Raw genomic sequence first — 12,510 nt, 5'->3', positions numbered from 1 at the left:
TCATACCATCATGCTTCCGCGGCCGCCACAATCGGAGGCACGGGAGCCTTGTCGCGACGCAGCGCCGTCGAACCCACGATCAGCAGCAGCGCGACCGCGATGATCAGCAGCAGCGCGACGACGTCGCCCGAAGTGCCGGTTCCGCCGAACAGCGTATTCATCAATCCTTCGACCGCGTAAGTCGCCGGGAAGATGCTGCCGATCGACTGATAGAATTCCGGCAGCAGCTCGCGCGGCATCATCGCGCCGGACGATACCAGCTGCACCGACAGCACCAGAATGTTGAACAGCATGCCCGCCATATCGAACAGGAACAGGAACATCTGCGCCACGAACATGAACGTCAGCAGGAACAGGGCCTGGAAGCCCCACAGCGCCAGGAAGCCGTGAGCCATCTGGCCGCCGAACGCCGCGACGAGCGACGTGCCGACCAGCGACACGACCACCGACGAAGCGGCCGTCACGATCAGGCGAACCGCCATCCGCTGCCAGCGTCCGAAACGGGCGCCGAGCGCTTTCGACGAGACCTGGAAGTTTTGTCCCATGATCATCGCGCCGACGTAAGAAGCCAAGACCATCATCATCGGCACCATCTGGTTGTTCATGCCCTGCACGACGTTAACCGACTGGACGTCGGACACGACGCGCTCGGACATGACCGAAGCCGCGGTTTGAGCCGCTTCTTGCGGCAGCTTGGCCTGGCTCGACAAGATGCCCGCCATGCCGTTCGTGACCGCCTGCTTGTTCACGCTCGACGTGATTCCGTCCGCGATCGACGTCATCATGTTTTTGATCATCACCGGATTCGACTCGTTGACGAAATAATGGATCGAAGCCGCTTCCTGCGATTGCGCTTTGGACGCGAAGTCCGACGGAATTTGCACGATCATCTGCACCTGGCGCTCTTGAAGCATGTCCTGCGCCTCGGCCAGCGTCATGCCCGTTTTCACGCCTACGGGCAGATTCGATTGAAGATTCTCTACGATCGCGCCTCCCATCGCCTGGTCTTCGTTCACGATCGCGACGTTCAAACGATCGACCCGATCGTTCATTCCCTGATAGCCCGTCATCCAGACCACGGTAAAGATCAATTGGAACAAGACGGCCGTTATGATGCCCACTTTCGTCGTCGGCAGCTTGAGGAACGCCTTAAAAATCTGACCCATTCGATTGTTCTCCTTTTCTTGGCCGCGCTTCTCGCGACCCGTTAAACTATCGTTTAAAACGCTTGTTTTAAACTTTGCTTTCGAATTATATATGAAAAAACAGACAAAGGTCAAGAATTATTTTCAATTTTAAATAATCGGCTCCAACCCGCTTCATTCCGGCATTTCCAGGCATAAAAAAAGCTCGGAGAACGTTTTTCTCCGAGCTTTTTTGCAAATGTTTTCGGTAAGATTCATTTTTTTCATTTCATTGCCCTCTATACGAAAAGCACTCCAAAAACGCATTAAAGCCACTCTAATGAGGCTGCTCCGTTTCGTAAAAGCCCTTCAAGCCGAGGCAAAGCATCCTGATTCTCCTTTGCCCTTCGAAGTTCGCTTTTCTGTCGCGCGATTCATCAGTCCTGCGATCCCGGAACGCCTGTCGGCCGAACCTCTTCTCGCAGACGCAGATCGAGCTTCTCGCCTTCCGCGACCATGACCGTCATGCCGCCGTCGCTGCCGGAAGCGTGAGATTCGCCGTTTTCCCAAAAAGCGGCTTGTCCGGCGCGAATCGGGATCCGTTCGCCGTCCGCTCCGCTCACCCATCCTTCGCCGGATACGACCATGAACAGCTGCTGCGAGACGGCATCGTGCCGTCCCACCGTGCCGGCGGAACCGATATGCATGCAGATCAGATGAACGTTTCCGGAGTCTCCGAGCAATCCGGTAACGGTCAACCGTTCGCTGCCGAAACGTTCGACTGCTTTCCCTTGATCTTTGCCGAAATCGTAAATACGCAAATTTTCTCCTCCTGAACGGGACTCGCTGCTTGTTTTTAGCCGATGCCGAACCAGCTTGCGAAAAAACTAACGCGCGATTCTTTTACTGCGCTTTCACCGTAATATCGTAAACGGTCGGCACGTACGCGACCGCGCTGGCCGGATACGCGGTTCCCGAACCGCCGGACGGCGGGTTCGTCGGCATGTACGTGATCACGGCTTCCGTGTCCGACACGAATTCGACGCTTTGAATCTTCAGCCCGTAACCGCTGCCCGGCAGATTCGTGCGGGTAAGCGTTACTTTGTTGAATTGCGCGTCAACGTTCTCCACCTTGTAAATGACCGTAGCGGTGCCGGAGGAAGCGTAGCTTTTGTTGACCATCCGCTCGGCGTAATAGATCATCTCGGCGGCTTCCATTCGGGTAATCGCCGCAGTCGGCCGAAAGTTTTTGCTTTTGTCTAGCGACGCGATCTTGGTGAGCAGCAGATACTCGACCGCGACCCGGTTTTTGGCGGATATCTGCTTCGCGTCGGCGATCGAAGTATACTTTTTCACGTTGGCGTAATTGCCTTTTTGCAGCAGTCCCAGATACAGCAACTTGGCAAACTGCTGACGCGTCGGGTTGGCGTTCGAGTTCCAAGTCCCGTCGATGACGACGCCCCGCTCGAGCGCGGTTTTCAATGCGGGCGTGTACCAAGCGTTTCGCGGAACCGAAAAAAACCAAGGCGGCGCGTCCGATTTCTTTTTGGCCGAATCGAGCCCGATCGAATCCACGATCAACTGCACGGCCTGCGCGTTCGTCAGCTTGTTGTTCGGCGCGAATTTGTCGGCGCTGACGCCCTGAATCAGTCCTTTGTCCTGAAGCGATTTGACGATGGCCGCCTGATCGGCGTCCGCGATATCCGAAAAAGCATGCGTCGGCGTCGCGCCCAGCAGCAGGCCTGCCGCGACCGACGCGGTCAAAACGCGCATCCGAATCGTATTTCCCATGATGATTTCCTCCCCGGCGAATATTCGGTCACGGCCCGTTTACGTGCATGGCGCTTCGTCAGGCCGATTCGACGTCTGCCCCTATCATACCATCCGTTCGGCCCGCGCATGGCGCCGGAAAACACTTTTCCTCAAAAAGAACCGAATCGGCCTTTCGCGGCCGCTCTTCCGGGCGTTATTCGTCTTGCGCGCAAAACGGGTATAATGAAAGCAGTCCGTGCCTTAACGGCGCCCGCGCCGGCCGAGGCCGATCGCAAGCGTCCGAATCCCGTGCGCTGCCGCTTATCACCGAGAGGAGCTTTACGCCATGAAACCGAACTATCAGGAAATCGAATCGATCGAACAGTGGGAGACGCTGCTCGAGCAATCGGGCGAACGCGCGGTACTGCTGCTCAAGCACAGCACCGCTTGTCCGATCAGCGGCGCCGCGTTCAAGGAATTCAAGGTCTACACCCGCAAACCGAAACGACCCATCGTTTGCGCGCTGGTCAAAGTGATCGAATCGCGCCCCGTCTCGAACGATATCGAAGCGAAGCTCGGCATCAAACACGAATCGCCGCAAGCGCTGCTGATCCGGGACGGGCAGACGCTGTGGCACGCTTCCCATTGGGATATCACTTTCGAACGGATCGAACAGCAGGTCAACGAACGGATCGCGAAAGACTGAGCGGGACCGCATCCGATCCGCCGACGAAGAAAGGAACCGACGGCATGAACGAAGAAGAACGCCTCCGCGCCGAATTCGACGCGGAGTTTTTGAAAGACTTGGCGGCGGCCGAAGCGGACGCCCGAACGAAGTCCCCGCGCGAAAATCCTGCGGCAAATCCCGAAGCGATCGAAGCCGATTCGGAAATCGGCGACGAAACCGAATCGGCGGCGAGCAGCTTCGATCCGGAAAAAGAACTCTCGTCCCTGGCTCCGTTCACCCGGGCCGTGGTCGAGACGATCCGCGAAATTCCGCCGGGCCGCGTCATGAGCTACGGGCAAGTCGCGGCTGCCGCCGGAAGTCCGCGCGGCGCGAGGCAGGTCGTGCGCATCCTGCATTCCATGAGCCGAAAATACGGGCTGCCCTGGCACCGGGTCGTCAATATCCGCGGCGAGATCGCGTTGGACGAAAACGGCGGCGGGGGCGAGCAGCAGGAACGGCTTCGAGCCGAAGGCGTGGAGTTCGGACTCGGCGGCCGGATCGATCTGGAACGCTATCGGCACGAGGCGGGCGGCAACGGCGGATAAAACCTTTGATTTCCGGCGATCCGCGATAAACAAGGTTCGCTGTAACAACATCTGAAAGCAACAGAGAAAAGCCGCTTGCGAAAAGCGGCTTTTGTTATGAAGATTAACGGCCTTGCGGAATGCCGATCCTGTTCCGCATTGCTGATCTTCCATGCGAAGGCGGCAGCTCGGTCGGCGCATAAGCGAGCACCCGGTCCGCGATCTCTTCCGCCTCCAGATCGCCCCAGAAGATCAGATCGGATACGTCCGGCATGCAGACGTTTGCGGTCAGCCGTTCCAGATAAAACTCCTGCAGGAACGCCGTCCGGTCTTCCGCCGAAACCTGCGCCAAATCGGCCTCGTTTTCGCCCGAACCGCCTGCAAATCCGGACACCTCCGCTTTTTCCGCTTCTCGATCGATTAGCGCATCTGCCGCGTATTCCGGGTCTTGAACCCGGCGAATCAGCTCGATCAACTCCGCACGGGTGACGTTTTCGCTGCGAACAGGCTCCGGCTGCGACATCCGAAGCGCAAGTTCCGTCCGCGACATGGCGCCGCCGTAATCCCGGAAAACTGAAACAGGCTCGTTTCGCCCGCGGATCGCGTTGAACGCCCGTACGCTTTCTTCGGCAGCTTCCGTTTCTGCGTTCGCCAATTTTTCTTCGATTCGCATAATTTCTTGCTCGATGTCTTTCAGCTCGGACGACGATATCGGCTTCGGGTTCCATTCCGCTCGCCATTTCATGTGTCGACGCTCCTTCCCTTATCTCTCCATAACAGCTTCGGCACCGCCCGAACATAAGCGAGTTCGCCGACCAACTCGGTCAGCGTCTGCGCGACGATCACCGCGGCGGCGACGTCCGCCGCTTCGCCGGGAAGCGCAAGCGCCAGCGGCAGCACGACCAGCGAGTTCCGGGTGAACGAACTGAATATCAGCGCGCGGCCGTGTCCGGCGTCCAGACGCAGCAGCCGTCCCGCGAGCCGCGCCAGCGGCGGCATCAACAGCAGGAACAGCACATAGATCGGCAGCACGCGCAGGACCGGCAGCGGGTCGCTTGCGATCCGGCCGATCTGCGATGCCGAGACGGCGATCAGCACCAAGGCCATCAAAGGCACCGGAATCCAAGCAGCCGCTTCCAGCACGCGGGTTCCGATATTGGCGCTGCCGCTTTGCCGCGCTGCGGATTCGCTTGCGCCGGCCTGGCCGGCGCCGACATGCGCGGCCCCGGTCTTGGCCCAAAGCTGCGTCAGCACCGCTGCGGCCAGCGGAAGCGCGATCAGCGTCAAGAAAGCTTCGACGAAAGGACCGACCTCCATCAAAGCCGCCGCTTGTCCGCCCGCGAACAGACGCAAATAGATCGGCAGCATGATGATCTGCGCGATAAACAGCACGGGCGTCGCCGCGGCCATCGATTTCCCGTCGCCTTTTCCCATCGCGGCGAACACGATTACGTAATCGATGCAGGGCGTCAGCAGCACGAGGCATACGCCGACCGTAACGGCTTCCGGCTGCGGGAACAGCTTCAACAGCCCCCATACGACCGAAGGAACGAAGACGAAATTCGTCAGCAGCAGCGCGGCGATAAACCGTCCGTTCGCCAGCGCCCGACGCAGTTCCAAAAACGGGATCATCGTGAACATCCCGTAGAGCAGCACGGCAAGCAGCGGAGAAATCCAAGCTTCGATCCCTTTTCCGAACGGTTCGCTGAGCAGACCTGCCGCGATCCCGACAATCAGCGCCGCCGCATACACCGCGATCTGGTTTCGCTCCAGCTTTTCTCTTTTTTCCATATTACGCGCTCCGCTTCGTCGTTTTGATCATGCTTTGCCGCCCGCAAACGTTCCAGCACGCGAAAAGCCGCGGTCCGAAGACGTTCGTCGAAGATGCGCACGTCGAACAAATAAGGCCGGGCATGCGTATAAGCGCGGTACATTTCGTCGTACCCCTTCAGGTTCGCTTGCCCCGGCATCAACCGCGCTTGCAGCAGGTCGCCGAATTCCTCGCGGAAGCGTCGTTCGTACGCACGGCTCCCGTCTTCGGCGACCATCCGACATACGGGTTCCTCCGTATTCGGCAATCATTTCTTCCTGAGATCGGATGTACTGAACGCGCAGCAGTTTGTTCAGCGAAAATTCCATAGGTCGGCTCCTTTGGTGCATGTTTGCCTTCATGGCGAAATTTCAGAAAAATCCGTCCCGGCAGAACGTGATGTTTTTGGCCTGCCTTAATTTTTTCAACACGGACGGTTTCTGCTCCATGCGATGATTGGCCAAAACCAAATACTCGAGCTGTCGCAAATTGGCAAGCTCGTCCGGCAGATCCGTCAGTCCGGTGCAGGTAAGGTCAAGCGTCCGAAGCTGTTCCAACTGTCCGATCTCCGGCGGCAGGGTCGTCAGCTTCAACTCTTCTTTCGAAGGAGCTTTCCATTCCGGTTCGTTACCCGGTTCCGGGTGAGATCCGTTATAGATCGTAATATGCTTCAAGCTTTTCGCCCGCCCGATCGAAGCCGGAATGCCGTGCAGGTTCCCTGTCCAAATCTTCAATTCCTCCAGCTGCGGCAGATCGAACAGACTGTCCGGCAGCTCGGTGATATGCGCGTCGAACAGGTCGATGATGCGCAAGCTGGGGATTTCGTGCAAACGAGGCAGCACCTGCATGCTGCCCGATCCCGTATACACAAACCGATCCGACTCGTGATACTTCGCCAGCTCGAACAGCTTTTCGGGCGGCAGCGGATTGTGCCGATCTGTCAGCATGGTTCCGCGCAGCGGTTCTTTTAATGCTTCGGCTTCTTGCGGCGTTACTCGCAGCTCGCGGTATTGTTCGTGCGTCACCGTCCAGAGCCAGTCTTCGCCGTCGGCCGTTTGGAAACAAAGATCCTCGGCCATATCCTTGCCAAGCCAGCCAAGCAGATTGTCCGCATATTTTTTGACGATCGTCGCGGCTTGCGGACAGCATAGGCATACGTAAGTCGTTTGATCAAAGGAATAGAAACGATCTTCGGTTCCGATGCCTGTCTCCGTCCTTTTTTCCCAAATGATATAAGGATTCAACTCTTCCGCGATCGGCAGCGGAAAATCCGGCGGTATATCGTATTCGTCTCCTCCCGGCGGTCGGGTATCCATAAACGAAAACGTCTCGCAATGGGCCATCGCGTAATCGATCAACCGATAATAAGCATCCCCCGAAGGGTTGTTGTAAATGTTCATTCGAAATACCCCTGACTGTGCGGACCGCTATAACTTCCGCTGTCGCGCGCCGTATATGCAGACTTCAACTTCGGTAACTTTTTTAATATATCGGGATTCTCGTTTTCCAGCAAATTGTCCGACAGGTCCAGCCTGCGCAGATTACGAAGTCCCGCGAAAGATTCGGGAAGTTCCCGCAGTCCCGTATAGTTGATCGTCAACGAACGCAGCCTTTTCAACAGACCGATCTCCGGCGGCAGCGACGTCAACGCCAATTGTTCTTTCGGCAGCAGTTTCCAATCTTTCGAGCCTGCCGTGGATTTTTGAGTGTGGGCAACACCCTCCGGGAGCAAGGGAACATTGGTAATTTCGAGAGAACGCAGATTTTGCAAACGGGCGATATTCGCAGGAAGGCTATGCAAGTTTCGTGTGCATAACGTTAAATATCTTAATTTCTCTACCGCGAACAAACTTTCCGGCAGCTTTTCCAAAGTCTCGTCATGTACTTCCAGCACGCGGAGCCACGGAAGTTCATCGACCCGACCCAGCGCTTCAGCGGCTCCCGGCCCCATTAGCTCCAATCGGTCATGCCGATGATGGCGGGTCAGTTCCAACATATGAAGCGGATCTCGGAAAGCACTGTATTCGATAATAAAAACGCCCGGGATTTCATGATACAGCTTCTCGACCTCCCCGGGAACGGTATGGATCGTGGCGATATCTTCATGCGAAGTCGCGCCCATCACATACATTCGCTTCTCGTTCCAAAAGCACAAATCTTCCGGCAGCGCCGGATGATTCCAACCGAACAGATGATTGGTCGTCTTTTTCAAAAAATCCGCCGTCTCCGCGCAGCAGCGATAATGCCAAAAGATATCATCATACGAATAGTCGCGATAAACGCCGTGCTCATCATCGTGGCCATACTCGCAAGGCTCCACCCGCTCCTCGACGAAGTAAGGCCGGATCTCTTCGAGCAGCGGCCATTCCGGGATCGGCGGCTCGTCCGGCTCCGGAAATCTTCGTATGCGAGGACCTTTCAGCGAAAACGTGACGGTGCGAGCCGTCATGTAGTCGATCAGTTTACGGTAAGCTTCGCCGGACGGATCATTATAAATCAACATATGCACGTCGATTCCCCCTTTGAAAAAAGAACGGTAGAAACGAAGATTTCGTTTTCCTTTTGGTTTGAATGATTTACATATAGAATAAGAAACAAAGAAGTTGATCAACACTTCACAAATTTCGTGCTTAGGAGAATCATCAATGATTAAATCCCAACGTATCAATCAATTGAAAGAATACGTGTTCGAACACGAGTCCGTCTCGCTGGAAGAGCTGGTTCGGCACTTCGACGTGTCGATGAATACCATTCGCCGCGACGTGAAAGACCTGGTCGATTCCGGCGTGTTTCGCAAAGTATACGGCGGCGTATCGGTCAACCATTCCACGCTGGTCGTTTTCGACGAACGCAAAGACCGCAACTTGACCAAAAAGCAGGAAATCGGCCGCCTTGCGGCGCAGCATGTGGAAGAGGGAGACGTCATCTTCATCGACTCCGGCACGACGACGATCGAAATGCTCCCTTTTATCAGCCAAAAACAAATCACGGTCGTAACCAACAACTTCGACTTCATCCATCAGGCCAAGCCGTATCCGGGACTGAGCATCTTTTCGACGGGAGGCATGTTCGAGCGCAAAACCGACTCTTTCGTCGGATTTCAAAGCATCGAGCTGCTGAAAAAATACAATATCAACAAAGCATTTGTCGCTTCCACTGGCGTCTCGCTGACCAACGGCGTGACCAACTCCTCGCCGCTGGAAACGGATATCAAAAGCACCGTTGTGCAAAAAAGCTTGAACGTGTTTCTTTTGATCGACGACAGCAAATTCGACAAGTACGCGCTGACGACCTACTGTTCGCTCAGCGATATCGACGTGCTGGTCACGAACAGCACGCCGAGCGAAGAGTACGTCAAATACGCCGAAGAACATCAAGTGAAGATCGTGACGCCTTGATCGGCGTTTGTTTTCCGATCTGACGAAATGCTCTTTCTCCGGCTTCAAACATGGAGGATCACGCATTTGCATACGCAAAAAAAAGCGGACGGACACTTTCCTGCCTAGGAAAGTGTCCGTCCGCTTGGTTGGTGCGTTTATCCATAAACGATCCGCACTCTACGCTTTTTATCAATACTGCTTCGCCGTCTTCAGCATCTCCGCCCTACGTTCGTACGCCGCTTGCACCGCTTGATTCTCCGACACTTCCGCGACGCCGACGTTCCACCAATTGTCGTACCCTTCGCTCATCGTTTTCGGCAAAACTTTCATTTCGATCAGCGTCGAGACGGTCTGCCGCTTCGCATCTTCAACCGCCGCTTTCACTTCCTCGACCGTGTTGGCGCGATACACTTTCGCTCCGTACCCCTCCGCGATCTTCGCGTAATCGATATTCATAACGTTTCCTTCATGGTTGCGGAATTCGCAGTGGAAGCTGCCGCCGCCGTTGCCCATCTGAAGATTGTTGATGCAGCCGAAACCGGAGTTGTCGAACAGCATGAGATTGATCTTGTTGCCGGTCTGAAGCGCCGTTACCAGCTCCGAATGCAGCATCAAGAAACTCCCGTCGCCGACCATCGCGTACACTTCGCGGTCCGGCTTGGCGAGACGGATGCCCAACGCGCCCGCGACCTCGTAGCCCATGCACGAATAACCGTATTCCAAATGGTACGTGTTCGGCGCTTCCACATTCCACAACCGCTGAAGATCGCCCGGAAGCGAACCCGCCGAGCAGACGACCACGCTTTCTTTGTCCACGGCTTCGTTGATCGCGATCAGCGCCGCCGTCTGCGGCAGTTCCGTGCCGAGCGCATCCGCGTATTCGTTCAAGACCTCCTGGGAAAAGTGGCCTTTGATCTCCGGATCGAAGCCTTCCCGCCCGAAGCGCACGCTGCCCAAACGATCCCGCTCGGCATCCCAGGCAGCCTTCAACTCGGAAACGCGCGAACCGAACTGACTTTGATAACCGTCCAAACGTTCATGCAGCGCAGTGATTGCGACTTTTGCATCGGCCACGACGGGTACGCCTTCCAACTTATACCCCTGCATCCGGCTGACGTTGATATTCAGGAACCGTGTCTTCTCGAAATCAAACGCCGTTTTCGATGAAGTCGTAAAATCCGTATATCGCGTGCCGATGCCGATCACCAGATCCGCTTCGCGCGCCGCCGCATTCGCCGCCGACGTTCCCAGCACGCCCGTTCCGCCCAAATGGTTGGCAAACGTATACTCGACCGTCGATTTCCCCGCATGCGTCTCGACCAAGGGAATATGATACGCCTGCGAAAAAGCGATCAGTTCTTCGCGAGCACCGGAATACTTGGCCCCGCCGCCCACCAGCAGCAGCGGCTTTTTGCTTGCTCGAATCAGTTCCTCGGCCGCATCCAACTCCCGGACGCTCGGCTGAAGGCGATCCATGTAATGCACTCTTTTACGGAAAAAGCCCTCGTCATAATCGAACGCTTCCCCTTCGGTATCCTGGCAAATGCAGATCGTCGCCGGACCGCTGCGGGCCGGATCGGTCAGCACTTCGAATGCTCGAAGCAGACTGCTCATCAACTGCTCCGGGCGAGTGATGCGATCCCAATAACGGGACACCGGCTTCAGCGCATCATTGGTCGTCACGGCGAAACTGTACTCCTGCTCGAACTGCTGAAGCACCGGATCGGGTTGGCGCGAAGCGAACGTATCCGCAGGCAGCAGCAGCACCGGAAGATTGTTCGCCAGCGCCGTCGCCGCGGCCGTCACCAGATTGGCCGATCCCGGACCTGACGAAGCCGTTACCGCGTAAATGCTGCGGCGCAGCTTCTCTTTCGCATACGCGATCGCGGAATGCGCCATCCCCTGCTCGTTTTTGCCCTGGAACACTTTCAAATGCCCCGGGTCCTGCTCAAGCGCCTGCCCGATGCCGAGCACGTTGCCGTGCCCGAACACCGTAAAGATGCCTTCGACGAAAGGCGTTTCGACCCCGTCGACGCAGATGTATTGTTGGTTCAAAAACTTGATCAGCGCCTGCGCTGTAGTCAATCGGATCGTATGGCCCATATGGACATCCACCTTTTAAGATATTGATGTATTTGACAAGGTACGGGTGCGCCGCCTCCGGGGACATACTCGCAGATCGAGGCCGCGCGGCTGGAAAAGGTCAAGAATGAAGAACCGGCTGGTCGGCGATCAACGCTTCGATCTCGTCCACGGCCGGCATCGCGTCCGACGAACTGTGCCGGCTGACGACGATGGACGCCGAAGCGCTGCCGTACTTGAGCGCCGTTTCCAGGTCTTTGCCCTGAACGAGCGCATACAGGAAAGCCGAAGCGTACGAGTCGCCCGCGCCGAACGTTTTGAGCACTTTCGTTTTGTAGGCTTGCGCGCGGTACGTTCCGCCTTCGCGCGTGTACGCGTAAGAGCCCTCCACGCCGTGCTTGATGACCGCGATGCGCGGAGCATGCTTGAACAGCGCTTCCGTCGTCCGTTCGTTGGAGCCGCCGACCGCGTTCTCCATGATGTCGTATTCGTCGCGCGTGCCGATCACGATATCCGCCTGCTGCGCGACGAGCGAATAATAGACGGCCGTCTCTTCCGCCGACTTCCACGTATACGGGCGGTAGTCCAGCTCGAACACAATCTCCACGCCGTTCTTTTTCGCCAGATGCACGGCTTTGAGCACCGCTTCGCGCGAAGGGCTTTGCGCCAAAGCCGTACCCGATACGACCAGTTTGTTCGCACGCCGGATATACTCTTCGTCCACCTCTTCAGGCTGCAAGTAAAGGTCGGCCACGTCGTCGCGGTACATCAGGATGCTGCATTCGTCGGGACTTTTGATTTCCGTAAACGCGAGCCCCGTCTTATGCCCCTCTTGATCGACGACCATGCCAGACACGTCGATTCCCGCTTTTTCCATATAGCCGCGGATGAAACGTCCGTGCTGATCGTCCGCGATCTTTCCGATAAAGCCCGTTTTCAACCCAAGCTTGGCCGAACCGATCGCGATATTGGCCGGGGAGCCGCCGACGTATTTGGTAAACGTCATCGTTTCCTCCATCGGCCGGTTGTATTCCGTCGCGTTCAGGTCGATGCACGCCCGGCCGATCGCGATCAGATCGAATTTTTCGCCGCTTGTTTCGTTGGTCATGGA

At 56.6% G+C, this 12,510-nt stretch carries 13 protein-coding genes; 3 read left to right on the top strand and 10 right to left on the bottom strand.

Annotated elements, in window-relative coordinates; translation table 11 throughout:
• Window positions 1–8: 8 nt before the first annotated feature.
• From HRQ63_RS12575 to HRQ63_RS12565, 3 genes are all read right to left on the bottom strand, one after another.
• Window positions 9–1,166, bottom strand: coding sequence for a YhgE/Pip domain-containing protein (locus HRQ63_RS12575; RefSeq protein ID WP_172244098.1), 1,158 nt, complete (start codon window positions 1,164–1,166; stop codon window positions 9–11).
• Between the two features lie 395 nt (window positions 1,167–1,561).
• Window positions 1,562–1,945, bottom strand: coding sequence for a cupin domain-containing protein (locus HRQ63_RS12570; RefSeq protein ID WP_172244094.1), 384 nt, complete (start codon window positions 1,943–1,945; stop codon window positions 1,562–1,564).
• Window positions 1,946–2,027: 82 nt separating this feature from the next.
• Window positions 2,028–2,915, bottom strand: coding sequence for an S-layer homology domain-containing protein (locus HRQ63_RS12565; RefSeq protein ID WP_172244091.1), 888 nt, complete (start codon window positions 2,913–2,915; stop codon window positions 2,028–2,030).
• A 307-nt stretch (window positions 2,916–3,222) separates the two neighbouring features.
• Between HRQ63_RS12565 and ytxJ the strand changes: the two genes are divergently transcribed.
• Both ytxJ and HRQ63_RS26275 read left to right on the top strand, forming a co-directional pair.
• Window positions 3,223–3,582 carry a bacillithiol system redox-active protein YtxJ gene (gene ytxJ / locus HRQ63_RS12560; protein WP_172244088.1) on the top strand — a complete coding sequence of 120 codons (360 nt, stop codon included), beginning with the start codon at window positions 3,223–3,225 and terminating at the stop codon, window positions 3,580–3,582.
• A 44-nt stretch (window positions 3,583–3,626) separates the two neighbouring features.
• Window positions 3,627–4,148: an MGMT family protein gene (locus tag HRQ63_RS26275; protein WP_308809920.1), complete on the top strand. Its 522-nt coding sequence runs from the start codon at window positions 3,627–3,629 to the stop codon at window positions 4,146–4,148.
• Window positions 4,149–4,251: 103 nt separating this feature from the next.
• Here HRQ63_RS26275 and HRQ63_RS12550 read toward each other — a convergent pair whose 3' ends face one another.
• The 5 genes from HRQ63_RS12550 to HRQ63_RS12530 form a co-directional block, all read right to left on the bottom strand.
• Complete coding sequence (locus HRQ63_RS12550; protein WP_172244085.1) at window positions 4,252–4,872, bottom strand: hypothetical protein; 621 nt, start codon at window positions 4,870–4,872, stop codon at window positions 4,252–4,254.
• Window positions 4,869–5,918 carry an arsenic resistance protein gene (locus HRQ63_RS12545; RefSeq protein ID WP_172244082.1) on the bottom strand — a complete coding sequence of 350 codons (1,050 nt, stop codon included), beginning with the start codon at window positions 5,916–5,918 and terminating at the stop codon, window positions 4,869–4,871. Before HRQ63_RS12545 ends, HRQ63_RS12550 begins: the two co-directional genes overlap by 4 nt.
• Window positions 5,861–6,205 (bottom strand): hypothetical protein, encoded by a 345-nt coding sequence (locus tag HRQ63_RS12540; RefSeq protein ID WP_172244079.1) that lies wholly within the window; start codon window positions 6,203–6,205, stop codon window positions 5,861–5,863. Before HRQ63_RS12540 ends, HRQ63_RS12545 begins: the two co-directional genes overlap by 58 nt.
• A gap of 103 nt (window positions 6,206–6,308) precedes the next feature.
• On the bottom strand, window positions 6,309–7,337 hold the full coding sequence (locus HRQ63_RS12535; RefSeq protein ID WP_172244076.1) for a leucine-rich repeat domain-containing protein: 1,029 nt from the start codon (window positions 7,335–7,337) through the stop codon (window positions 6,309–6,311).
• Window positions 7,334–8,440 (bottom strand): leucine-rich repeat domain-containing protein, encoded by a 1,107-nt coding sequence (locus tag HRQ63_RS12530; RefSeq protein ID WP_229714193.1) that lies wholly within the window; start codon window positions 8,438–8,440, stop codon window positions 7,334–7,336. Before HRQ63_RS12530 ends, HRQ63_RS12535 begins: the two co-directional genes overlap by 4 nt.
• 142 nt (window positions 8,441–8,582) lie before the next feature.
• On the opposite strand from HRQ63_RS12530, the gene HRQ63_RS12525 reads away from it, so the two are divergent.
• Entirely contained in the window at window positions 8,583–9,335 is a 753-nt protein-coding gene (locus HRQ63_RS12525; RefSeq protein WP_172244070.1) for a DeoR/GlpR family DNA-binding transcription regulator, read from the top strand.
• A gap of 171 nt (window positions 9,336–9,506) precedes the next feature.
• On the opposite strand, the gene iolD is transcribed toward HRQ63_RS12525, so the two are convergent.
• Both iolD and iolC read right to left on the bottom strand, forming a co-directional pair.
• Entirely contained in the window at window positions 9,507–11,420 is a 1,914-nt protein-coding gene (iolD, locus tag HRQ63_RS12520) for a 3D-(3,5/4)-trihydroxycyclohexane-1,2-dione acylhydrolase (decyclizing) (RefSeq protein ID WP_172244067.1), read from the bottom strand.
• Window positions 11,421–11,520: 100 nt separating this feature from the next.
• On the bottom strand, window positions 11,521–12,507 hold the full coding sequence (gene iolC / locus HRQ63_RS12515; protein ID WP_172244064.1) for a 5-dehydro-2-deoxygluconokinase: 987 nt from the start codon (window positions 12,505–12,507) through the stop codon (window positions 11,521–11,523).
• Between the last annotated feature and the right edge of the window lie 3 nt (window positions 12,508–12,510).

The organism is Saccharibacillus endophyticus (assembly GCF_013185185.1).
In the GTDB taxonomy this organism is placed as follows: Bacteria; Bacillota; Bacilli; order Paenibacillales; family Paenibacillaceae; genus Saccharibacillus; species Saccharibacillus endophyticus.
This window is presented reverse-complemented; position numbering and strand designations above follow the sequence as displayed.

Bases quoted from the DNA above. Each gene is read 5' to 3' on its own strand.
- HRQ63_RS12575 (WP_172244098.1), bottom strand. From the start codon at position 1,166: ATGGGTCAGATTTTTAAGGCGTTCCTCAAGCTGCCGACGACGAAAGTG.
- HRQ63_RS12565 (WP_172244091.1), bottom strand. From the start codon at position 2,915: ATGGGAAATACGATTCGGATGCGCGTTTTGACCGCGTCGGTCGCGGCA.
- ytxJ (WP_172244088.1), top strand. From the start codon at position 3,223: ATGAAACCGAACTATCAGGAAATCGAATCGATCGAACAGTGGGAGACG.
- HRQ63_RS26275 (WP_308809920.1), top strand. From the start codon at position 3,627: ATGAACGAAGAAGAACGCCTCCGCGCCGAATTCGACGCGGAGTTTTTG.
- HRQ63_RS12550 (WP_172244085.1), bottom strand. From the start codon at position 4,872: ATGAAATGGCGAGCGGAATGGAACCCGAAGCCGATATCGTCGTCCGAG.
- HRQ63_RS12545 (WP_172244082.1), bottom strand. From the start codon at position 5,918: ATGGAAAAAAGAGAAAAGCTGGAGCGAAACCAGATCGCGGTGTATGCG.
- HRQ63_RS12535 (WP_172244076.1), bottom strand. From the start codon at position 7,337: ATGAACATTTACAACAACCCTTCGGGGGATGCTTATTATCGGTTGATC.
- HRQ63_RS12530 (WP_229714193.1), bottom strand. From the start codon at position 8,440: ATGTTGATTTATAATGATCCGTCCGGCGAAGCTTACCGTAAACTGATC.
- HRQ63_RS12525 (WP_172244070.1), top strand. From the start codon at position 8,583: ATGATTAAATCCCAACGTATCAATCAATTGAAAGAATACGTGTTCGAA.
- iolD (WP_172244067.1), bottom strand. From the start codon at position 11,420: ATGGGCCATACGATCCGATTGACTACAGCGCAGGCGCTGATCAAGTTT.
- iolC (WP_172244064.1), bottom strand. From the start codon at position 12,507: ATGACCAACGAAACAAGCGGCGAAAAATTCGATCTGATCGCGATCGGC.